Here is a 20,335-nt window from a genome sequence, read left to right on the forward strand (position 1 = left end):
GGAATCTGGGTCGGATCGTGTCCGGCCTCTGGACTATTTCTGTATTCAGGATAAAATGCAATACGGTATTTCGAGTTGCTGACCATTTGGGCGGCAAGGCAGAAATGAGCCCAATATCTTGGCAGGATTGCGCAAAATTCCTGATAGGGAGGGGTTGTAAATTGCATTTAAGTCTGAATACAAGACTGAACGCAATATGGAAGTGAGCTGAAGGAGAGGCCTGTGCGCGCCCTATTCGTCGATGCGAACGAGACCCTGGCTGCGGTGACCGACAAGCTGCTGCGCTCTGCGAGCCTGCCGGTCGGCATCAACCGCAATCCCTCGATCAAGCCCGACGATCTGCCCGGCCTGCTCGGCGATGCCGAGATCATGATCGTCGACCACACGGCGGTGCCATCAGCGATTGCCGAGAAGTGCACGAAGCTCAAGCACGTCGTCTTCCTCGGCACCGGCGCGCGCAGCTACATGAATCCGGAAGAGCTCGCCGAGCGCGGCATCTCCGTCCACACCATCAAGGGTTATGGCGATACGGCCGTTGCCGAATGCGCGATCGCGCTGATGTGGGCGTCTGCGCGAAATTTTGGCGAGATGGATCGCGGCATGCGCGAGGGCAACTGGCTGCGCCGTGATGCGGTTCAGCTCACCGGCAAGACGCTCGGGCTGATCGGTTTCGGCGGCATCGCCGCGGAAGCCGCGCGCATGGCGGCGGGCTGCGGCATGAAGGTGATCGCCTGGAACAGGACGCCGAAGACGCATCCGGGCGTCGAGTTCGTTTCGCTGGAGAAGCTGCTCGCCGAGAGCCACGTCGTCTCGCTGCATCTCTTGCTCAACGACGAGACCAAGGGTTTCTTGTCGCGCGAGCGCATCGCGCAGATGCGCCCCGGCAGCATTCTGATCAACACGGCGCGCGGCGCTGTGGTCGATGAAGACGCAATGCTGGATGCGCTGCGCTCCGGCCACATCGCCCATGCCGGCCTCGACGTCTTCACCGTCGAGCCGCTGCCGGCGGGGCATCCCGTAACCAAGCTGCCGAACGTGACGCTGTCGGCGCATTCGGCGTTCCGCACGCCCGAGGCGAGCGACAACCTCATCGGCGCAGCGCTCGATCACTGCCGCCGCATCATCGCCACCGGCAAGTAAAGTTAAGGACATCCCATGTCGGATATCACCCGCATCGACCAGAACGCCCGCCGCAGCCGCGCTTCCGTGTTCGGCGATCTCGTTTTCCTCGCAGGTCAGGTGGCGGACACCAAGACCGCCGATATCACCCAGCAAACGAAAGAGGCGCTGGCGAAGGTCGACGACATGCTGGCGCGCGCCGGCACCGACAAATCGCGCCTGCTCAGCGTGCAGGTCTGGCTCAGGAACATGGACGATTTCGACGCCATGAACGCGGTCTATGATGCGTGGGTCGTGCCGGGCAACACGCCGACCCGCGCCTGCGGCAAGGTCGAGCTCGCCGATCCCGCCTTTCGTATCGAGGTGATCGCAATCGCCGCACGTAGTTGAGGCTCGGCCGTGACTGTCCAGGCGCCCGCATCGACCTTCCGTCCCGCCCAGCGCATCAGCGGGATCGGTGTCTCCGAGATCTTGAAGATCGGCGCAGTCGCACAGCGGCTGAAGCGCGAGGGGCGACCGGTGATCGTGCTGGGCGCCGGCGAGCCTGATTTTGATACGCCTGATCATGCCAAGGACGCGGCGATGCGCGCCATCCGCGCCGGCCAGACCAAATATACGATCCTCGACGGCACCGTGGAATTGAAGGCGGCCATCGCCGAAAAATTCCGCCGTGAGAACGATCTCGTCTATGCCGCCGACGAGATCACCACAGGCGCCGGCGCCAAGCAGGTAATCCACAACGCCTTCATGGCGACGCTCAGTCCCGGCGACGAGGTGATTCTCGCCGCGCCGTACTGGACCAGCTATGCCGACATGGTGCGGATCGCCGACGGCACGCCGGTCGACGTGCCCTGCCGCGAGGAGAACGGCTTTCGGCTCGATGCCGCCGATCTCGAACGCGCGATCAGGCCGAAGACGCGCTGGCTGCTGCTGAACTCGCCGTCCAATCCGACCGGAGCCGCCTATTCGGCCGCGCAGCTTCGCCCGATCCTGGATGTGCTCAAGCGCCATCCGCATGTCTGGTTGATGGCGGACGATATCTACGAGCACCTGATCTATGACGGCATGTCGTTCGTGACCGCAGCGGCGCTCGAGCCGAGCCTGAAATCACGCACGCTGACCGTGAATGGTGTTTCCAAGGCCTACGCCATGACCGGCTGGCGCGTTGGCTATGGCGGCGGCCCGCGCGAATTGATCGCGGCGATGGCGGTGGTGCAGAGCCAGAGCACGACCAATCCCTCCTCGGTGAGCCAAGCCGCTGCGATCGCCGCGCTGACGGGGCCGCAAGGCATCCTGATCGAGCGCCGTGCCGCGTTCGAGCGCCGCCGCGACATCGTGGTCGATGCGCTCAACGCCATCGACGGCGTCACCTGCCGCCGGCCGGAAGGTGCGTTCTACACCTATGCCAGCTGTGCCGGCCTGATCGGCCGCCGTACGCCTGATGGTGCCACCATCGACAGCGATGCCGCGTTCTGCCGCTTCCTGCTGGAGAGGCATGACGTGGCCGTGGTGCCGGGCAGCTGTTTCGGCCTTGCACCTTATTTCCGCCTGTCCTACGCCACCTCGGAACAAAACTTGCGCGAGGCCGTGATGCGCATCGCCAAAGCCTGCAGGGAGCTGTCATGACCATTCGCAACACCCGCACCGGGGGCCAGATCCTGATCGATCAGCTCGTCGCCCAAGGCGTCGAGCGCGTCACCTGCGTGCCGGGCGAGAGCTACCTCGCGGCACTCGACGCGCTGCATGACAGCCCGATCGACGTCGTGATCTGCCGCGCCGAGGGTGGTGCTGCGATGATGGCGGAAGCCTATGGCAAGCTCACCGGCCGTCCCGGAATCTGCTTCGTCACCCGCGGCCCCGGCGCCACCAATGCCAGCCACGGCGTCCACATCGCGATGCAGGATTCGACGCCGATGATCCTGTTCGTCGGACAGGTCGACACCGGCATGCGCGAGCGCGAGGCGTTCCAGGAACTCGACTACAAGGCGGTGTTCGGCACCATGGCGAAATGGGCGGTCGAGATCGATCGCCCCGATCGCATTCCGGAGCTGGTCGCGCGTGCCTTCCGCGTCGCCATGCAGGGCCGTCCGGGTCCCGTGGTGATCGCGCTGCCGGAGAACATGCTGACCGAAACGGCGGCCGTTGCCGACGCCATGCGCATCGAGCCGGCCGTGAGCTGGCCGGCACCATCAGATCTCGAGCGCGTCGGCGCCATGCTCGCGAGCGCCAAGGCGCCGCTCGTCATCCTCGGCGGCTCGCGCTGGACGGATGAGGCGACCAAGAGCATCGCGCGCTTCGCCGAGCGGTTCGACCTGCCGGTCGCGACCTCGTTCCGCCGGGCCTCGCTGATCGACGCCGATCATTCGCATTATGCCGGCGATCTCGGCATCGGGCCGAGCCCGGGCCTGAAGGCGCGTATCGATGGCGCCGACGTCATTCTCCTGATCGGCGGCCGCATGTCGGAGATGCCGTCCTCGTCCTACACGCTGCTCGACATTCCGACCCCGCAGCAGAAGCTGATCCACGTGCACCCGGGCTCCGAAGAGCTCGGCCGCATCTATCAGCCGGCGCTCGCGATCCAGGCGACGCCCGCCGCGTTCGCCGCCGCCGTCGAGGCGCTGAAGCCCGCTGGCGCCGTTGCCTGGAAGGGCGAGGCCGCCAAGGCGCACGCCGATTACCTCGCCTGGACCGACAAGGCGCGTGAGCTGCCGGGCACATTCCAGTACGGCCAGGTCATGACCTGGCTGCGCGACCGCCTGCCGAAGGACGCGATCGTCTGCAACGGTGCCGGCAATTATGCCGGCTGGATCCATCGCCATCACCGTTTCCACAGCTTTGCCGCCCAGCTCGCGCCGACTTCGGGCTCGATGGGATATGGCGTGCCGGCCGCGGTGCTTGCAAAGCGGCAATATCCGGATCGCGTCGTCGTCGCCTTTGCCGGTGATGGCTGCTTCCTGATGAATGGCCAGGAATTCGCGACCGCCGTGCAGTACGACGCGCCGCTGGTGGTCATCGTCGTCGACAATTCGCAATACGGCACCATCCGTATGCACCAGGAGCGTGATTATCCCGGTCGCGTGGTCGGAACTCAGCTCAAGAACCCTGACTTTGCGATGTATGCGAAGGCATTCGGTGGCCATGGCGAGCGCGTCGAGCGCACCGAAGAGTTTGCGCCGGCGTTCGAGCGCGCGCTCGCTTCGGGCAAGCCGTCGATCCTCCACTGCATCATCGATCCGCGCGCGATCTCGGTCGGCAAGGATTTCGCGCCGGCGGTGAAGGCGTAGCCGATGTCGGAAGGCCGCCACGTCGCTATCATCGGAGCCGGCGCGGTCGGCGTGATCAGCGCCATCGAGGCGCTGCGCGAGGGGCATCGCGTCACGCTGATCGACGCAGGCGAGCCCGGTGGCGAACAGGCGGCGAGCTACGGCAATGCCGGCTGGCTCTCCTCCCATTCGGTGATTCCGCCGGCCGAGCCGGGCCTCTGGAAGAAGGTGCCGGGTTATCTGATGGACCCGCTCGGCCCGCTCGCGATCCGCTGGTCTTACTTGCCGAAGGCGCTGCCCTGGCTGGTCAAGTATTTGCTCTCGGGCTGGACCGAGGCACGGGTCGAGAAGACGGCGTTTGCGCTGCGCGATCTGCTGAAGGACGCGCCGCTGCTGCACAAGAAGCTCGCGGAAGAAGCGGGCGTGCCCGAGTTGGTCGAGCGCAACGGCGTGATGCACGTATTCCCGTCGCGCGGCAATTTCGACAGCAATCTCGGCTGGCGCCTGCGCAAGAAGGTCGGCGTCGAATGGATGGAGCTGAACGCCGACGAGATGCGTCAGCGCGAGCCGGATCTGCATCCGCGCTACACCTTTGGCGTGGTGGTGGAGGAAGCCGGCCGCTGCCGCGATCCCGGCGCTTACGTTGCGGCGCTGGCCCAGCATGCGCTCGCGAGCGGTGCCAAGCTCGTTCATGCCAGGGCGACCGGTCTGAAGCTTTCAGGCAACAAGCTCGTTGCCGTTCTCACCGAGACCGGTGAGATTGCTTGCGATGCCGCGGTGGTCGCCGCCGGCGCGCGGTCAAAACAGCTCACCGCATCCGTCGGCGATCCCTTGCCGCTCGAAACCGAGCGCGGCTATCACGTCATGATCGAGAACCCGGAATCGGGTCCGCGCAGCTCGATGATGGCGTCCGACGTCAGCATGGTGGTGAACTGGACCGACAAGGGCCTGCGCGCCGCCGGCACGGTCGAGATCGCCGGCCTCGAGGCCGCGCCGAACTGGAAGCGCGCCGAAATCCTGCGCAACAACCTCTTCAGCATGTTCCCGAAACTGCCGAAGGATATTCCAGATTCGCGCATCAAAACCTGGTTCGGCCATCGGCCGAGCATGCCGGATGGGCTGCCCTGCATCGGCCATGCGCGCGCCTCGCGCGATATCGTCTACGCCTTCGGCCATGGCCATGTCGGCCTGGTCGGATCGGCCCGCACCGGCCGTCTCGTCGCCCAGCTCCTGAGCGGCAAGCAGCCGGAGATCCCGCTTGCGCCGTTCGCGCCCACTCGCTTCCTCTGAGAACGCAACATGACCTATCCAGCCAACTCGTCCTCTCGCATCGCCCGCGGCGGCAAGGCCATCTATGGCGCGCCGCTCGGCATTTTGATGCTGGAGGCACGCTTTCCCCGCATTCCCGGCGATATGGGCAACGGCACGACCTGGCCTTTCCCCGTGCTCTATCGGGTGGTGAGCGGCGCGTCGCCGGAGAAGGTGGTGCTGAAGGGCGCCGCCGGCCTGCTGCCTGACTTCATCGATGCGGCGAAGGACCTGGTCCGGCTGGGCGCGGAAGCCATCACCACCAATTGCGGCTTTCTCTCGCTGTTTCAGAAGGAGATCGCGGCCGCCGTCGGCGTTCCCGTTGCGACCTCGTCGCTGATGCAGGTGCCGTGGGTGCAGGCGACCTTGCCGCCGGGCAAGCGCGTCGGCCTCGTCACGGTATCAGGTTCGACCTTGACGCCGGCCCATCTCGAAGGCGCCGGCGTGCCGCTCGATACGCCGCTGGTCGGCACCGAGCACGGCAAGGAGTTTTTCCGCGTCCTGATCAAGGCCGAGAAGGACGACATGGATGTGGCCCAGGCCGAGCGTGACGTGGTCGAGGCGGGCAAGGAGCTGGTCGCGAAAAATCCGGATGTCGGCGCCATCGTGCTCGAATGCACCAACATGCCGCCTTATGCGGCAGCTCTGCAGGCCGAAGTTGGACTGCCGGTCTACGACATCTATTCCATGATCACCTGGTTTCATGCTGGACTGCGCCCGCGCGCGTTTGCCTGAGTCCGGCTGTCGCAAAGCTCTGCACAAGATGTGCTAGGCAGCTGTTTGGATTGCAATCGTCCACGCAGCCCCGGTATATTGGGCTGTGTTCGGGCATGAATGCAGCTTATGAAGAGCAACGTGGAACTGGCTTCCGATAGTATCGTCGATCGCGTCTATGAACAGCTCAAGGCGATGGCCGTGAGCTATGAGTTCAAGCCGGGCGAACGGCTCAACGAGGGCGAGCTGGCAAAGCGCCTCGGCGTTAGCCGCACGCCGCTGCGCGAAGCGCTCAACCGTCTCAACACCGAAGGCTTCCTGCGCTTCACGCCGGGCAAGGGCTTCTTCTGCCGCGAGCTCGACGCGCACGAGATCTTCGATCTCTACGAGCTGCGCAAGTCGATCGAGGTCGCCTCGATCCGCCTCGCCATCAAGCGCGCTGGGGATGAGGACATCGACGCGCTCCTGAAATTCCTCGAAGCCACCGGTCCCGATCCCGGCGAGCGTTCGTCGGTGGAGCTGGTCGAACTCGACGAGACCTTTCACGAGCGGCTGATGGCAATGTCGAACAACGCCGAGATGCTGCGCGTGCTGCGCAACGTCAACGCCCGCATTCGCTTCGTGCGCTGGATCGACATGGACCGCATCAATCGCTCCAACACCCAGGCCGAACACCGCGCAGTCGTCGAAGGATTGAAGGCGCGCGACGAAGAGGCGTGCGTCTCGGTGCTGGAGAAGCACATCGACCGCCGCCTCGATCGCATTACGTCTGCGATCAAGGAAGGCTACGCGCAGATCTACATGCCGGCCGGGGCGAGGTCTGCGGCGAATTGAGGTTCTCTTTTGCCTTCTCCCTTGTGGGAGGCCGCTCAGCGGAAAAACGCTGATACTATCGGCGACTAACCGCACTAGTCTCCAGCCTGTGTAAACAACAGAAACTTTGTCGGCGCGGGGCTGGTTTGGCACCGGTTCAGCGACAGCCTGTCATACGGGTGCAGTTCTTGTCGATGCCAGTTTAGGTCGAGGGTCGAAGCCGATCACTCACCGAAACGCCGAGCACCGTCGCTTCGTAGAACGCTCGTGCTGCAACTCGGTTGAAGGGACTTGCCAGCGCCTCCTGTGCAGCGCTAGCAATCTTAAGAATCCCGTCTACCTGCATCTCGGCGAACTCATCTTCGACGGCGGTGATCATGTCGTCGTCCTGATACAACGCATTCTGTTTCCTGCGGTCGAGATGACCGTTGCGGATCACCACAAGTAAATGACCTTCGTCGCTGTCGTTGAACGCACCGGTCAACGAGTCGGTGTCGAGCGTCCTCCAATCAGCTCCGTCGGGAAACGTCCGCGCTAGAAGTGCGCCAACGAGCAAGTTCGCCACAGCCGCTTGCTTCTGGATATGTTGCGACAGCCATTCCTTGGGTTTGGCGAGCGGCCGCTCCGCCTCCCAGCTGTTCAGCAGCACCTTGCCGATCTCTTCGACGCCGAGCAGAGCCAACGCGAACGCGCTAGCGTAGCGCCGACGATCAACCAGCAGCCGTGCGTCATCGTGCAGGCGCGTCGCGTTGCCGAGGATCAGGCTGAGCTGTTTCTTGTGTGACATCGGCTACAGATTAGCCGATTCGCGCGAAGGGTCGGGGTATTGGAAACCGGGATCCCTGCGGCGCGTGGCAGCCAGCTCTTCGCGTCTCGTCGGGATGGACAACAATCCGAGTAGTTTTCCGGGCATAGAGGAGTATCTCTGGTTGTTTGGATTGCAAATTACCAGCATCCTTATCCTTGGGATTCGTTGGTTGGATTTTGGAATGAGCGAAGAATTCGAATACGATATTGCTCTCAGCTTTTGCGCTATCGACGAAGGCGTAGCTACGCAATTAAACGACCTACTGGCCCCACGCTTAAAGACGTTCATATACAGTGAGCGGCAACGAGAGATCGCGGGCACGGATGGGCAAGAGAGCTTCAGCGAGGTCTACGGGAAAACTGCCCGATTGGTCGTGGTGTTGTATCGTCCAGAGTGGGGGGAGACGCCTTGGACTCGCATTGAGCGTGACGCGATCAAAAATAGATCGTTAGATGAGGGATGGGACTTCACGACCTTTGTACCGACGGTTGACCGCCCAAAAATGCCACCGTGGCTGCCAAAGACACGGCTTTATGTTGGCCTTGAGCGTTGGGGAATTGAGGCCGCGGCAGCAGTTGTGGAATCACGCGCGACGGAGCGCGGCAGCAACCCGCACGAAGAAAGCGTCGCAGAGCGTGCTGACCGTCTTCGCAGATCGCGGGATCTCAAGGAGAAGCAAGAGCGATTTCAATCGACCGATACCGGCGTTCAGAGTGCAGTTCAGGCCTACGAAGATTTCTCACTAGCAATAGAGCAGCATGCTGACCAGATCTCAAAATCAGGCATCAAAATAGGCGCAAAGCGGTCGCAGGAATTCCGGATTCTTAGCGGGCTTTCTCCGTGCAACACCATATGCAGCTTCCGTCCGTGCTACTCGAACTCCCTCCAAGATGCTTATCTGCTTGTCGAAGTATTCAAGGGATTCCCGCGGTTGCCCGGATTTTTTGGATCAGTTAATGAGCCGAGAAAGCTGAAATCGTCGCGCTTCGCGTATCAGCTCGTACGGCCCGACTACCATGCATGGGTCAGCACAGACGAGAATCGGCGCGAGTTCTCGCCGCAGCAACTCGCAGACCACGTCCTCCGGACCTACATGGATATAGCTGAGAAGACTAGTCCTACTGGCTCGGCTTGATTCCGAGAGCTCGCCGAAGACGTCGCGCAAGGACTGGTCGCGATTGGCGCGGCTGTAGGCGCTGGACTGGCTCGCGCGCTCTGCTTCGAACTCCTCACCCTAGTGAGTTCGTGTCGACCTGCGGTGATGCCCTCTCCGGCAAGGGGAGAGGGCGCAGCAATGCGCATTGCGCTTCTGCTCCCACAAGGGGAGAGGGACAGCAGCAGCTATAAAATCCCTCGATATCTGATCGCGCCAGACGGTCAGAGCCTTCGCGCGGAATAATCGCTAGTGTGCCGCCCGAAATCACGGAGACAAGCGGTGCACAGCTTTCAACCGAATCCCGACACGCGCGCCAGCGACGACTGGCCGTCTGAGCTCTATCGCGTCCTGAAAGCCGCCGACGTCAGGCAGATGTCCTACGTGCCGGATGCGGGCCATAGCCAGCTCATCCGCATGTTCTCGGCCGACCGCGACGTCACCACCAACGTGCTGACCACGGAAGAGGAGGGCATCGCCATCGCCGCGGGCGCCTGGCTTGGTGGCCAGCGCAGCGTGCTGCTGATGCAGTCGAGCGGCGTCGGCAATTGCATCAACATGCTGTCGCTGTCGGCGATCGGGCGCTTTCCGCTGCTGATGCTGGTGACGATGCGCGGTGAATGGGCCGAGTTCAATCCCTGGCAGGTGCCGATGAGCCGGGCGACGCAGCCGTCGCTGGAAGCGATCGGCCTGAAGGTGATGCGCGCGGAGACGGCGGAGGATCTGGTCGAGACCGTGGAATCGGCGGCATCGCTTGCCTACGAGTCCGACCAGCAGATCGCGGTTCTGATCGGGCAACGCCTGATCGGCAAGAAGAAGTGGTGATGTCGATGCAAGCTCAACTCGATCGTCGCGCCGCCGTCGCCGCGCTCCTGAAGGACCGCAAGGACACGCTGGTCGTCTCCGGTCTCGGCTCGCCCACCTACGACCTGCATTCCGTGGGGGATCACGACGGAAACTTTTATCTCTGGGGCGCGATGGGTGGCGCCGCGCTGATCGCGCTTGGGCTCGCGCAAGCCCAGCCAGGCAAGCGCGTCCTTGCCCTGACCGGCGACGGCGAGCAGTTGATGGGTCTCGGCGGCATCGCCACCATCGGCGTCGCGCGTCCGCGCAATCTCGACATCGTCGTGATCGACAATCAGCATTTTGGCGAGACCGGGATGCAGGCGAGCCACACCGGCCGCGGCGTCGATCTCACGGCAATTGCGGTGGCCTGCGGCTTTGCCGCGACCGGAACCGTGCGGACGCTCGAGGAGGTGCAACGCCTCGCCGCGCAGATCGCCGGGCCGGCCGATGGCCCGCGGCTTTTTGTCATCAAGGTTTTGGCCGAAAATCCGCCGCGCTCGCTGCCCTCACGCGATGCCGTCTTTATCAAGAACCGGTTCCGTGCTCATCTCGGCTTCGCGGCGGCTTGAACCGGGGTCCTCTCCGGGATAGCTCGCTGCCCAAGCAGCTATCCTGGAGTGAGACCCATGAAACTATCCGGCAAGGTCGCCGTCATCACCGGCGCGGCGCGCGGCATTGGCAAGGCGTGCGCAAAGCGATTCCTCGACGACGGCGTCAAGGTCGTCATCTCGGACGTCGATACGGATGAGCTCGAGAAGACGGTCAACGAGCTGGGCAAGCCCAAGGAATTGTATGCCGTGCCATGTCACGTCGCACGGCGTGCGGACGTTGATCGCGCGGTGGCGACCGCAGTCAGGGAATTCGGCCGGCTCGACATCATGGTCAACAATGCCGGCGTCGCCCGCAACCGCGACATCCTGGAGATTTCCGAAGAGGAATTCGACGAAATCATCGGCATCAATCTGAAGGGCGCGTTCTTCGGCGTGCAGGCCGCAGCGAAGCAGATGATCGCGCAGGGCGGCGGCGGGGTCATCATCAACATGTCCTCGGTGAACGCGCTGCTGGCGATCCCGACGCTTGCGACCTACGCCATCTCCAAGGGCGGCATGAAGCAGCTCACCTCGGTCGCCGCGGTCGCGCTCGCCCCGCACAACATCCGCGTCGTGGCGGTCGGGCCGGGCACGATTTTGACCGACATGGTGGCGTCGTCCATCTACACCTCGGAGGATGCCCGCAAGACCGTGATGTCGCGCACGCCGGCCGGCCGCGGCGGCGAGCCGAGCGAGGTGGCTTCCGTCGTGGCGTTCCTTGCGAGTGATGACGCGTCTTACATCACCGGGCAGACGATCTATCCCGATGGCGGGCGGTTGATCCTGAACTACACGGTGCCGGTGAAGGAGAAGTAGGGCTTCAAGACTTCACCGCGCCCGACGTCATGCCGTCGATGAACTGACGCTGCAGCAGCACGAAGATCGCAACGATCGGCAGCACGATGGTGACGGCTGCGGCCAGCATCTCGCCCCAGTCGGTCGAATACTGGCCGGTCAGATTGTAGAAGCGCACGATCGCGGTGACGTTGCTGTCGTTCTGCAGGAACGTCACGGCGATGACGAACTCGTTCCAGGCGTTCAGCCCGACGATGATGGCGACCGTGAGCAGCCCGGGCCGCATCATCGGCAGGATCACGTACCGGAAGGTCTGCCACGGCTTTGCGCCGTCAACTTGGGCTGCTTCCTCGAGCGCGACGGGAATCGCGAGCGCGTAGGTGCGCAAGAGGAAAATCGAAAACGGCGAGAACATCGCCGTGTAGATCAGCGCCACCGCGGGGATCGAATTGACCAGCCCGAGCTTCGCGAAGATGAAGTAGAGCGGGTAGAGATAGAGCTGCACGGGCACGGTGATCGTGGCCATGAAGTAGAAGGTGATGAAGCGCCAGAATTTTCCCTTCTGCCGCGCCAGCACATAGGCGCAGGGCGTCGCGGTGACGCACACCATCAGAATGGTCAGGATCGCGACTTCGGCACTGTGCAGCAGGCTCGGGCCGAGTTGGGCGTTGCGCCAGGCGGAGGAAAAATTCTCCCAGTGCAACTGGGTCGGCAGCGCGAGCGGATTGCTGCCGATCTCGACCGTCGTCTTCAGTGCGTTCATCACGGCGAGCACGATCGGCAGCAGCGAGCTGAACGATGCGATACCGATCAGCCCGAGGCTGAATGTCCTGCTCCAGCGATCCCCGATCATGTCGATTGCGCGTCGTCGGTGATCTGGAGCCAGAGATAGACGGCGGTGGCACACAGGCCGAACAGGCTCATGACGCAGGCGGCGGCTGCAGCCTGGCCGACGTCGCCTTCGAAGAAGGCGTGGCGGTAGGCAAATGTCGCCAGCACCTCGCTGCCATAGGCGGGGCCGCCGCGGGTGACGATGAAGATGAATTCGAAGACCTGGAACGACCAGATCACGGTCAGGATCAGCATCAAGGTCAGCGTCGGGCGGATGCCCGGGATCAGAACGTAGCGGAACAAAGCAAAGAAGCCGGCTCCGTCGAGCCGCGCGGCTTCGATCTGGTCGATGCTGATCTGCCGCATCGCCGACAGGAACACGACCGCGAGAAAGCCCCACCAGTGCCAGATGTCGACCGCGGCGACAGCATAGAGCGAGCGGTCGGGATCGGCGAGGGGATCGGAGATCGAAAAGCCGTGCTCGTTCAACCAGGCGACGACGCCGGTCGCGGGGCTGAAGATCATGCCCTGAAAGATGCGGCCCGTGACTGCGACAGCGATGATGCGCGGCAGGAAGATGATGGACTGGACCACGATGCGCGCCTTCGGCGCCATCAGCAGCGCCGCTGCCATCACGAGCGCGAGGCAGACCGGCACGGTGAGGAAGATCGCCGTCCAGATGAAGTTATTTGTCAGCGCCGACCAGAACACGGGATCGGCGAACATGTTCTGGAAGTTGGCCAGTCCCGCCCACGCCGGCTTTCCGACACCGTCCCACATGAAGAACGCCGCCGTGAATGTCAGCACGGCGGGAACCAGGATGATGCAGACGTTAATCAGGAGCGCTGGAAGCGCGAAGAGCCACATCGTGCGTCAGGCCGTCCGCGGCGGCAGCGGCGGCACCTTGCCTTCCTTTGCTTCCTGGCTGAAGAGCGTCTGCATCCGCGTGAGGTAAGCGTCCGGCGTAATCTTGTTGAGCCAGACCTGCTCGATGCCTTCGATCAGATAGGAGTTGGTGGCGCCGGGCCAGAACGTCCAGGTGGTGAAGCCGTACTGCCCCTTGCTGAACGCTTCGTGCAGATTTGCGATCGTCTTCTCGAACAAGGGGTAGCCGATGCCCTGGAGCATGTCCGGCGGCAGGTCCTTGACCGGGAGTGCCCATTTGCCGGGCCAGTCGCGGTTCATGGTCTCGTAGAACTTGCGCGTCAGCATGAACTCGAACACGGCGGCTGCGCCTTCCGCATTCTGCGAGTTCTTGGCGATCGACAGCGTCGCGCCGCAGGCGAGATGTACCAGTGATCCCGTGAAGGCCGAGCCGAGGGTCGGCGTCGGCATGACGTCCATCACGGTATCGGGCTTCGACATGCCGTAGGATTTGGTGCCGAACGACCAGGTGCCGCTGAACGCCATCGCCGCCTTGGCGTTGACGACCTGGAGGAAGCTCTGCTCGATGGTCAGCGAGAAATAGTTCTTGCCGAAATAGCCCTTGTTGTACCACGCCTTTGACAGTTCGACCGCCTCGACGAACGGCGGCGCGGTCCAGGGCAGTTCGCCGGCAAGTGCCTTGCGCACGTTGTCGGGGCCAGCGACGTTGTTGAAGAACACCGTCATCAGCCACTCGTTCACACCCTTCCAGTCGGCATTGCCGGCGCCGAAGGGAATGATGCCCTTGGCGAGCGCTGCGTCTGCGATCGCCTCCATCTCCTGCCGGTTGGTCGGCTGCTTCCAGCCGTTCTGCTTGAACAGCTCTTTGTTATAGAACAGGTGCATCGACTCGTAGTCGCGCGGCAGCGCGTAGAGCTTGCCGCCGTAGACGCTGGTGTTGAGCAGCGGCGCCAGGAAGCGATCCTTCCACTTGTACTTCTCGGCGAAATCGTCGAGCGGCAGCACCTGGCCGGCATTCGCGATCGCGGTGAGATAGGCGGGACCCGCTGTCTGCACGATGTCCGGGCCGTTACCGGCGACGAGTGCGACCTTCAGGAGGTTGTTGACGGCGGCGCCCTTCACCTCGAGCTGGAGCAGATATTTGTCCTGCGAGGCGTTGAACGCCTCGACCAGATCGTTGCGCAGCGCGGCCTGGCCGTCCGAATTCGCCTGGCCGAACCAGAACGTCACGACCTTGCGCCCGTCCTCGGCGCGAACGTCGCACGGCAAGCTAACGGCAAGCGCGGCAGCGGGGATGGCGGCAACAAGCTGGCGTCGGGTCATCGTCATGGCGATGAACCTCGGTTTCCTCAGGTCATTGGCGGTGATTGTTGATTTTCCTTTAGTAATACGTATAACTAAGCCAAATGGCGACGTCAACAACGAGGACGAAGCGGGGGAAGGGGCGCGACAAGCAGGCGCCAGCCCGCCCCACGCAGAAGGATATCGCGCTCGCGGCCGGTGTTTCGCAGGCCGCGGTGTCGCTTGTCCTGAACAAGACGGAGACGCCGTCCGTTCCGCCTGCGACGCGCACGCGCATTCTTCAGGTCGCACAGGAGCTGGGTTACCAGCCGAACCATCCGGCGCGGATGCTGCGCAGCGCGCGGACCATGACGTTTGCCTGTGTCATTCCAGATATCACCAATCCGTTCTATCCAGGCCTCGTCCGGGGATTGCAGACGGTCGCGGCGCCGGCTGGCTATGACGTCCTGATCTTCGACACCGACGGGCGGCCGGAAGGCGAGGCCCGCGCCATCGACTGGCTCCTCCAGGGACGGGCCGATGGCGTCGTCGCAACGTTCTTTCATCTGCGGGCGCCCCAGCTCGCCGTGCTCGCGCGTAAGGGCATCCCGCTGGTGCGGCTGGAGAGCCAGCACAAGCCGGACGGACCGCTCGCGATCGACAGCGTCTATATCGACAATGCCGAAGCGGCCGCGGAAATGACGCGGCTTCTGATTGCGCGCGGGCACCGGCGTATCGCCATGATCCAGGCCGAGTTCGGCCCGAGCCAGCGGCGCGCGCAGGGTTACGGCGCGGTGATGCGGGAAGCGGGACTTGCGCCTGATTTCATTACCGACAGCGCCTATTCCGAGGAATCCGGCGCGCGTGCGATGAAGCGGCTGCTCGAAAGAAAGGGCGATCGCCCGACCGCCGTGTTCGGCGCGAGCGACGTGCTGGCGCTCGGTGCGATGGAGGCGGCGCGTGCTTCCGGGCTCTCGATCCCCAGCGACATTGCAATCGCTGGCTTCGACGATATCCCGGTCGCAAAGCTGCTCGGGCTCACCACGGTGCGGCAACCGGAGTTCGATCTCGGCGCGCTTGCGGCGGAGACGCTGGTCAAGCGGTTGCAACCGGGCGGGCTCGCGGCGCCGGGCCGGAGCCATGAATTGAAATTCGAGATCATGAAGCGCTCGTCGGTCTGACCCGCGAGCCAAGAAATTGGATATGGGAGTGAACTCGTGACAGCTATTCCTCATGACTACGTGGAGCGGGTCTATGCCGGCGTGCTTGGCAAGCTCATCGGTGTCTACCTCGGCCGGCCCTTCGAGGGCTGGACCTATGAGCGCATCATGAAGGAGCTCGGGCCGATCAACTACTATGTCAACGAGCGTCGTGACGTCGCGTTGCGATCCCATCATCTCGTCGTTACCGACGACGACGTCTCCGGCACTTTTGCGTTTCCCCGCGCGCTTGCCGACAATGGCTATCCGAAGCGTCTCACCTCGAAGCAGATCGGGCAAGCCTGGCTGAACTACATCGTCGAGGAGCGCGCCATCCTGTGGTGGGGTGGCATCGGCAATTCCACCGAGCACACCGCCTATCTGCGGCTGAAGTCCGGTATCCCGGCGCCGCAGAGCGGCTCGATCGCGCTGAACGGCACGACCGTAGCCGAGCAGATCGGTGCGCAAATCTTCATCGACGGCTGGGCGATGGTGAGCCCGGGTAATCCGGAGCAGGCCGCTTATCTGGCCGAGCAGGCCGGGCGCGTGAGCCATGATGGTGAATCCGTGCATGCCGCAAAACTGCTCGCGGCGATGGAGGCGCTGGCCTTCGTCGAGCACGACGTGCAGAAGCTGATCGATGTCGGGCTCGGCTTCGTGCCGAAGGACGCGCTGATCCGGCGCGTCGTCAACGACGTCCGGGAATGGCACGCCGGCGACAACGGCAACGACTGGGAACGGACCCGTGCGCTGATCGCCGAACGTTACGGCTACGACAAATTCCTCGGCAATTGCCATGTCGTGCCCAACCACGCGCTGATCATCCTGGCGACGCTCTACGGCGGGAACAGCTTTCAGGAGGCGATGCGCATCGCCAACACGGCCGGCTGGGATACCGACTGCAATGCCGGCAATGTCGGCTGCCTGTTCGGCATCCGCACCGGACTTGCCGGCCTCGACGCCGGGCCGGACTTCCGCACCCCCATCGCCGACCGCATGTACATCTCGACGGCCGATGGTGGCGCTGCGATCTCCGACGCCGTGATCGAGACGCAGTCGCTGGTCGCTGCCGGGCTTGCGCTCGCCGGTGCGCCGGCGCTGGCGGTCGCCAAGGACGGCGCGCGCTTCAACTTCAACTTTCCGGGCAGCCTGCAGGGCTTCCACGTGAAGGGCGGCTCGCCCGCACGGCTCCATGAGGTAGAGCTCAGCAATGTCGCCGGCCACAGCCGCACTGGGGAGCGGAGTCTGGCGATCGACTTCCGCCGTCTGGCGCCTGGACGCGTGGCACGCGTTGCGAGCCCCACCTTCTTCGACAAGGAGGTGTTTACGATGCCGACCTACCAGCTTGTGGCCTGTCCGACGCTGTATTCGGGGCAACGGGTGGAGTGCCGGATTGAATCGGAAGCGGATAGCGGCACCGTGGCGGTGCGACTGTTTTCCAGCGTCTATGACGAGCACGACGAGCTGATCCAGACCTACGGCGATGCGCAGGAACTGACCGGCGGCTGTCACGCCGTGCTGAGCTGGGAGGTGCCGGAGACCCATGCCTATCCGATCTTCGAGATCGGGGTGGAGATCGAAACGCGCGATCCGCTCGGCGTCGATGGCACGCTCTATCTCGACTATCTGACCTGGGGTGGCGCGCCTGACACCGTGCTGAAGCGGCCGGACAACAATCTGAGCACGATGTGGAAGCACGCCTGGGTCAACAATGTCAGCCAGTTCCAGACCCGCTGGGAGGGCCTGCGCGTTACCAATGGCGACGGGCTCGGCTTCATCGCGCAAGGTACGCGCGACTGGAAGGATTATCGCGTAACGTCCGAGATCATGCCGCTGCTGGCGAACGCCTGGGGCCTCGCGGCGCGGGTGCAGGGACGCGAGCGCTATTACGCGCTGATGTTTGACCGTGCCGAGGGCGGCCGCGTCCGTTTGGTCAAGCGCGTGCATGACGAACTCGTGCTCGCCAGCGAACGCTTCGACTGGCAGCTCGACCGGAGATATCGGATTGAGCTGCGCGTGGCCGGAAGCGACATCGAAGCCCATGTCGATGGTAAAAAACTCTTCAGCGTTCAGGACACGGGCGATCTCCCATTGACCAGCGGCGCCGTCGCGCTCGTGGTCGACAGCGGATCGATCTCCGCGGAAGAGGTGCGGGTGTCGCCGGCCTAACAGGCCTCACTCCGCCGCGATCGTCATCCCGTAGCCGAGCCGCTTCGAAATGCCGCCGGCGCAGTCGCGCAGGGCATGGGCGATGGGGCTGTCCCATCGTGCATCAAAAGTGCCTTCCGGCCCCATCGCGGTGATCACCAGCGCGACATGGCCGGAATGATCGAACACCGGCGCCGAGAACGCATTGACGCCGGGCAGGGGATCGCCGAGCGCGCGGGCGAGGCCGTGCTTGCGGACCTCGGTGAGCATCTCGGCGACCTTCGCGCCTTTCACCGCCCGCTTCGGATTGTAGCCGACGCCATGACGGTCGAGGCCGCTTTCGAGCGCGGCGTTGATCGTCTTCTCCGGCAGGAACGCTGCAAAGGCGCGGCCGGTTGCAGTCTCCAGCAACGCCATGACCGAACCGGCGCGCATCACGATGTGCACGGGCTGGCCCGGCTCTTCGAGCTGCACCACGGTCGGGCCGTGGGTGCCCCAGACCGCGAGCGAGACGGCATGGCCGATTTGGCTCGCGAGGCCTGCGATCTTCGGACGCGCGATGCGCACGCCGGAGAGACGGCGCAGGCTGATCAGGCCGAGCTCCAGCGCCAGCGCGCCGATCTCGTAGCGGCCGGTGGTCTCGTCCTGCTCGATCAGTCCGATACGGGAGAAGCTGGCGAGATAGGGATGCGCCTTGGCCGGCGTCATGCCGGCCTCGCGCGCGAGATCGCGCAGCATCATCGGTTCGCCGCATCTCGCGAGGGCGCGAAGCAATTCTCCGCCGACCTCGATGGACTGGATGCCGCGGCTTTCTCTCTTCATGCGTCTCCTGGCGCGTGGCTTACGCCGCGTTGCGCTTGGCGGCGCTGTCGGCGAGATGACGGCCGGCAATGTAGCCGAAGGTCAGCGCCGGCCCAAGCGTGATGCCGGCACCGGGATAATTGCCGCCCATGATGCTCGCCATGTCGTTGCCGGCGGCATAGAGGCCAGGGATGACCCGTCCCTCCGCATCGAGCGCTCGCGCATTCTCGTCGGTGACGATGCCGGCATAGGTGCCGAGATCGCCGACCACCATCTTGATGGCGTAGAACGGGCCGTTCTTGATCGGCGCGATGCAGGGGTTCGGGCCGTGCATGGCGTCGCCCTGGTAGCGGTTATAGGCTTTTGAACCTTTGCCGAAGGCGGCGTCGTGCCCTTGCGGCGCAGTCGCATTGAACTGCCTGACCGTCTCGGTGAACGCCGTCGCATCGATGCCGGCCTTCGCCGCCAGCGCCTCCAGCGTGTCGCCGCGCATGAGATAGCCGGTATCGAGGTGATGGCCGAGCGGCATCGGGAACGGCGGCACGCAGCCGAGGCCGTATTTCCGCAGCGTCGGGTGATCGCAGACGAGATACGCGGCGATCTCCTCGCCGGGCTTTGCCGCCTTGATCATCGCCTGGACGAAGTCGTGATAGGAATTGCCCTCATTGGCAAAGCGCCTGCCGTCGCGCATCACCGCGATCACGCCGGGTTTGGCGCGGTCGATGAAATGCGGCATCACGCCGCTCGAACCATCCTTGCGTTTGGTCACCGACACCGGCACCCAGGCCGCCGCGTTCGGCAGGCGATCTTCGACATGCCCGCCGGCGCTTTCTGCAAGGCGCAGGCCGTCGCCGGTGTTGCCGGCCGGTCCCGGCGAATAATGCTCATGGCCGGTCGGTGCGTGTGGAAACATCTTCTTGCGGCGTTCGACGTCATGCGGGAAGCCGCCGCAGGCGAGCACGACGCCCTGCCGCGCGCGGACGCGCACCTCGCGTCCTTCGCGGGTGACGATGGCGCCGGTCACCGCGCCGTTCTCGACCGTCAGTTCGCGCACCGGCGAGGATAGCCACATCGGAATCTTCAGGTCCTGCGCGGATTTGGCGAGGCGCCCGGCGAGCGCGTTGCCGTTGGTCAAGGTCATGCCGCGGCCATAGCGCAGCACGTCCATCAAATGGCGCGACAGTCGCTTTGCGACATAGGCCGCCGAGGTCAGCGACTTCGTCACGCGCATGAAATGGATGATCTCCTTGCCGGAGCCGAGCATCATGCCGAACACGGTCAGCTCGGGCAGCGGCATACCCAGCGTCTTGATCTGGTCACCGAGCTCGCGGCCGTCGAACGGGCGCGTCACCATGGAGCGGCCGCCCTGCGCGCCGCCCGGCGCTTCGGCGTGATAGTCGGGAAACACCAGCGGCATATCAAAGCGTAGCGCGGTCCTGGTGGTGAAGAAATCGACCGCCTCCGGACCCGCACTCAGGAATGCATCGACCCGTGCGGCATCAAAATTGTTGCCGGCTTCGTGCCGCAAGTAGGTACGGGCCTGCTCCGGCGCCTCCTCGATGCCGTAGGCCTTCGCCAGCGAGGTGCCGGGGATCCAGAGCCAGCCGCCGGAGCGGGCAGTGGTGCCGCCGAAGCGCGGCTCCTTCTCGACGATCAGCACGTCGAGGCCGCGATAACCCGCGGTGATCGCGGCCGACATGCCGGAGGCCCCCGATCCGGCCACGAGCACATCGCACTCGTAAGTCTCAATTGCGTTGCGCTCGTTGCCGGTCATGCGGGCC

The 20,335-nt window shown here is 64.0% G+C and carries 19 protein-coding genes; 13 read left to right on the top strand and 6 right to left on the bottom strand.

Annotated elements, in window-relative coordinates; translation table 11 throughout:
• Positions 1-222 precede the first annotated feature (222 nt).
• The 7 genes from ABIB99_RS14490 to ABIB99_RS14520 all read left to right on the top strand — a co-directional run bounded on the left by ABIB99_RS14490 (position 223) and on the right by ABIB99_RS14520 (position 7,238).
• Positions 223-1,140: an NAD(P)-dependent oxidoreductase gene (locus tag ABIB99_RS14490; RefSeq protein ID WP_354176280.1), complete on the top strand. Its 918-nt coding sequence runs from the start codon at positions 223-225 to the stop codon at positions 1,138-1,140.
• A gap of 15 nt (positions 1,141-1,155) precedes the next feature.
• A complete protein-coding gene (locus tag ABIB99_RS14495; protein ID WP_063981348.1) occupies positions 1,156-1,509 on the top strand; it encodes a RidA family protein in 354 nt (117 codons plus the stop codon).
• Positions 1,510-1,518: 9 nt separating this feature from the next.
• Complete coding sequence (locus ABIB99_RS14500; protein WP_354176281.1) at positions 1,519-2,745, top strand: pyridoxal phosphate-dependent aminotransferase; 1,227 nt, start codon at positions 1,519-1,521, stop codon at positions 2,743-2,745.
• Positions 2,742-4,403 carry a thiamine pyrophosphate-binding protein gene (locus tag ABIB99_RS14505; protein WP_354176283.1) on the top strand — a complete coding sequence of 554 codons (1,662 nt, stop codon included), beginning with the start codon at positions 2,742-2,744 and terminating at the stop codon, positions 4,401-4,403. The genes ABIB99_RS14500 and ABIB99_RS14505 overlap by 4 nt, the downstream gene beginning before the upstream one ends.
• A 3-nt stretch (positions 4,404-4,406) precedes the next feature.
• A complete protein-coding gene (locus ABIB99_RS14510) occupies positions 4,407-5,672 on the top strand; it encodes an NAD(P)/FAD-dependent oxidoreductase (protein WP_231143319.1) in 1,266 nt (421 codons plus the stop codon).
• A 9-nt stretch (positions 5,673-5,681) separates the two neighbouring features.
• Positions 5,682-6,425 (top strand): aspartate/glutamate racemase family protein, encoded by a 744-nt coding sequence (locus ABIB99_RS14515; protein WP_014492734.1) that lies wholly within the window; start codon positions 5,682-5,684, stop codon positions 6,423-6,425.
• A gap of 120 nt (positions 6,426-6,545) precedes the next feature.
• On the top strand, positions 6,546-7,238 hold the full coding sequence (locus ABIB99_RS14520; RefSeq protein ID WP_354176285.1) for a GntR family transcriptional regulator: 693 nt from the start codon (positions 6,546-6,548) through the stop codon (positions 7,236-7,238).
• Positions 7,239-7,419: 181 nt separating this feature from the next.
• On the opposite strand, the gene ABIB99_RS14525 is transcribed toward ABIB99_RS14520, so the two are convergent.
• Entirely contained in the window at positions 7,420-8,004 is a 585-nt protein-coding gene (locus tag ABIB99_RS14525; RefSeq protein ID WP_354176286.1) for an AbiV family abortive infection protein, read from the bottom strand.
• Between the two features lie 202 nt (positions 8,005-8,206).
• On the opposite strand from ABIB99_RS14525, the gene ABIB99_RS14530 reads away from it, so the two are divergent.
• From ABIB99_RS14530 to ABIB99_RS14545, 4 genes are all read left to right on the top strand, one after another.
• Complete coding sequence (locus ABIB99_RS14530; RefSeq protein WP_354176287.1) at positions 8,207-9,160, top strand: hypothetical protein; 954 nt, start codon at positions 8,207-8,209, stop codon at positions 9,158-9,160.
• 300 nt (positions 9,161-9,460) lie between these two features.
• A complete protein-coding gene (locus tag ABIB99_RS14535; RefSeq protein ID WP_354176288.1) occupies positions 9,461-10,003 on the top strand; it encodes a thiamine pyrophosphate-binding protein in 543 nt (180 codons plus the stop codon).
• Positions 10,003-10,593, top strand: a complete 591-nt coding sequence (locus ABIB99_RS14540; RefSeq protein WP_354176290.1) for a thiamine pyrophosphate-dependent enzyme — start codon at positions 10,003-10,005, stop codon at positions 10,591-10,593. The genes ABIB99_RS14535 and ABIB99_RS14540 overlap by 1 nt, the downstream gene beginning before the upstream one ends.
• Positions 10,594-10,650: 57 nt before the next feature.
• Entirely contained in the window at positions 10,651-11,430 is a 780-nt protein-coding gene (locus ABIB99_RS14545) for an SDR family NAD(P)-dependent oxidoreductase (RefSeq protein WP_038934859.1), read from the top strand.
• Between the two features lie 4 nt (positions 11,431-11,434).
• On the opposite strand, the gene ABIB99_RS14550 is transcribed toward ABIB99_RS14545, so the two are convergent.
• Genes ABIB99_RS14550 through ABIB99_RS14560 form a run of 3 tightly spaced genes read right to left on the bottom strand, consistent with a single transcriptional unit; the run spans position 11,435 to position 14,454 of the window.
• On the bottom strand, positions 11,435-12,262 hold the full coding sequence (locus ABIB99_RS14550; RefSeq protein ID WP_354176291.1) for a carbohydrate ABC transporter permease: 828 nt from the start codon (positions 12,260-12,262) through the stop codon (positions 11,435-11,437).
• Positions 12,259-13,107 carry a carbohydrate ABC transporter permease gene (locus tag ABIB99_RS14555; RefSeq protein ID WP_085405270.1) on the bottom strand — a complete coding sequence of 283 codons (849 nt, stop codon included), beginning with the start codon at positions 13,105-13,107 and terminating at the stop codon, positions 12,259-12,261. Before ABIB99_RS14555 ends, ABIB99_RS14550 begins: the two co-directional genes overlap by 4 nt.
• Positions 13,108-13,113: 6 nt before the next feature.
• Positions 13,114-14,454: an ABC transporter substrate-binding protein gene (locus ABIB99_RS14560; protein ID WP_354176293.1), complete on the bottom strand. Its 1,341-nt coding sequence runs from the start codon at positions 14,452-14,454 to the stop codon at positions 13,114-13,116.
• Between the two features lie 77 nt (positions 14,455-14,531).
• On the opposite strand from ABIB99_RS14560, the gene ABIB99_RS14565 reads away from it, so the two are divergent.
• Together ABIB99_RS14565 and ABIB99_RS14570 are read left to right on the top strand one after the other, a co-directional pair.
• The gene (locus ABIB99_RS14565; RefSeq protein WP_063981358.1) at positions 14,532-15,587 is read left to right on the top strand and encodes a LacI family DNA-binding transcriptional regulator; all 1,056 of its coding nucleotides are present in this window, start codon (positions 14,532-14,534) and stop codon (positions 15,585-15,587) included.
• Positions 15,588-15,623: 36 nt separating this feature from the next.
• On the top strand, positions 15,624-17,774 hold the full coding sequence (locus ABIB99_RS14570) for an ADP-ribosylglycohydrolase family protein (RefSeq protein WP_354176295.1): 2,151 nt from the start codon (positions 15,624-15,626) through the stop codon (positions 17,772-17,774).
• 6 nt (positions 17,775-17,780) lie between these two features.
• On the opposite strand, the gene ABIB99_RS14575 is transcribed toward ABIB99_RS14570, so the two are convergent.
• Together ABIB99_RS14575 and ABIB99_RS14580 are read right to left on the bottom strand one after the other, a co-directional pair.
• A complete protein-coding gene (locus tag ABIB99_RS14575; RefSeq protein ID WP_085405267.1) occupies positions 17,781-18,575 on the bottom strand; it encodes an IclR family transcriptional regulator in 795 nt (264 codons plus the stop codon).
• Positions 18,576-18,594: 19 nt separating this feature from the next.
• Positions 18,595-20,328 carry an FAD-dependent oxidoreductase gene (locus ABIB99_RS14580; protein ID WP_354176297.1) on the bottom strand — a complete coding sequence of 578 codons (1,734 nt, stop codon included), beginning with the start codon at positions 20,326-20,328 and terminating at the stop codon, positions 18,595-18,597.
• Positions 20,329-20,335: the final 7 nt, after the last annotated feature.

The sequence above is a fragment of the Bradyrhizobium sp. LA6.1 genome (assembly GCF_040547805.1).
Taxonomy (GTDB): Bacteria; Pseudomonadota; Alphaproteobacteria; order Rhizobiales; family Xanthobacteraceae; genus Bradyrhizobium; species Bradyrhizobium barranii.

What these genes read in the sequence shown, in the direction of transcription:
- ABIB99_RS14565 (WP_063981358.1), top strand. Translation starts at nt 14,532, where the DNA reads ATGGCGACGTCAACAACGAGGACGAAGCGGGGGAAGGGGCGCGACAAG.
- ABIB99_RS14575 (WP_085405267.1), bottom strand. Translation starts at nt 18,575, where the DNA reads ATGAAGAGAGAAAGCCGCGGCATCCAGTCCATCGAGGTCGGCGGAGAA.
- ABIB99_RS14510 (WP_231143319.1), top strand. Translation starts at nt 4,407, where the DNA reads ATGTCGGAAGGCCGCCACGTCGCTATCATCGGAGCCGGCGCGGTCGGC.
- ABIB99_RS14560 (WP_354176293.1), bottom strand. Translation starts at nt 14,454, where the DNA reads ATGACGATGACCCGACGCCAGCTTGTTGCCGCCATCCCCGCTGCCGCG.
- ABIB99_RS14580 (WP_354176297.1), bottom strand. Translation starts at nt 20,328, where the DNA reads ATGACCGGCAACGAGCGCAACGCAATTGAGACTTACGAGTGCGATGTG.
- ABIB99_RS14540 (WP_354176290.1), top strand. Translation starts at nt 10,003, where the DNA reads ATGTCGATGCAAGCTCAACTCGATCGTCGCGCCGCCGTCGCCGCGCTC.
- ABIB99_RS14555 (WP_085405270.1), bottom strand. Translation starts at nt 13,107, where the DNA reads ATGTGGCTCTTCGCGCTTCCAGCGCTCCTGATTAACGTCTGCATCATC.
- ABIB99_RS14550 (WP_354176291.1), bottom strand. Translation starts at nt 12,262, where the DNA reads ATGATCGGGGATCGCTGGAGCAGGACATTCAGCCTCGGGCTGATCGGT.
- ABIB99_RS14495 (WP_063981348.1), top strand. Translation starts at nt 1,156, where the DNA reads ATGTCGGATATCACCCGCATCGACCAGAACGCCCGCCGCAGCCGCGCT.
- ABIB99_RS14525 (WP_354176286.1), bottom strand. Translation starts at nt 8,004, where the DNA reads ATGTCACACAAGAAACAGCTCAGCCTGATCCTCGGCAACGCGACGCGC.
- ABIB99_RS14530 (WP_354176287.1), top strand. Translation starts at nt 8,207, where the DNA reads ATGAGCGAAGAATTCGAATACGATATTGCTCTCAGCTTTTGCGCTATC.
- ABIB99_RS14515 (WP_014492734.1), top strand. Translation starts at nt 5,682, where the DNA reads ATGACCTATCCAGCCAACTCGTCCTCTCGCATCGCCCGCGGCGGCAAG.
- ABIB99_RS14545 (WP_038934859.1), top strand. Translation starts at nt 10,651, where the DNA reads ATGAAACTATCCGGCAAGGTCGCCGTCATCACCGGCGCGGCGCGCGGC.
- ABIB99_RS14505 (WP_354176283.1), top strand. Translation starts at nt 2,742, where the DNA reads ATGACCATTCGCAACACCCGCACCGGGGGCCAGATCCTGATCGATCAG.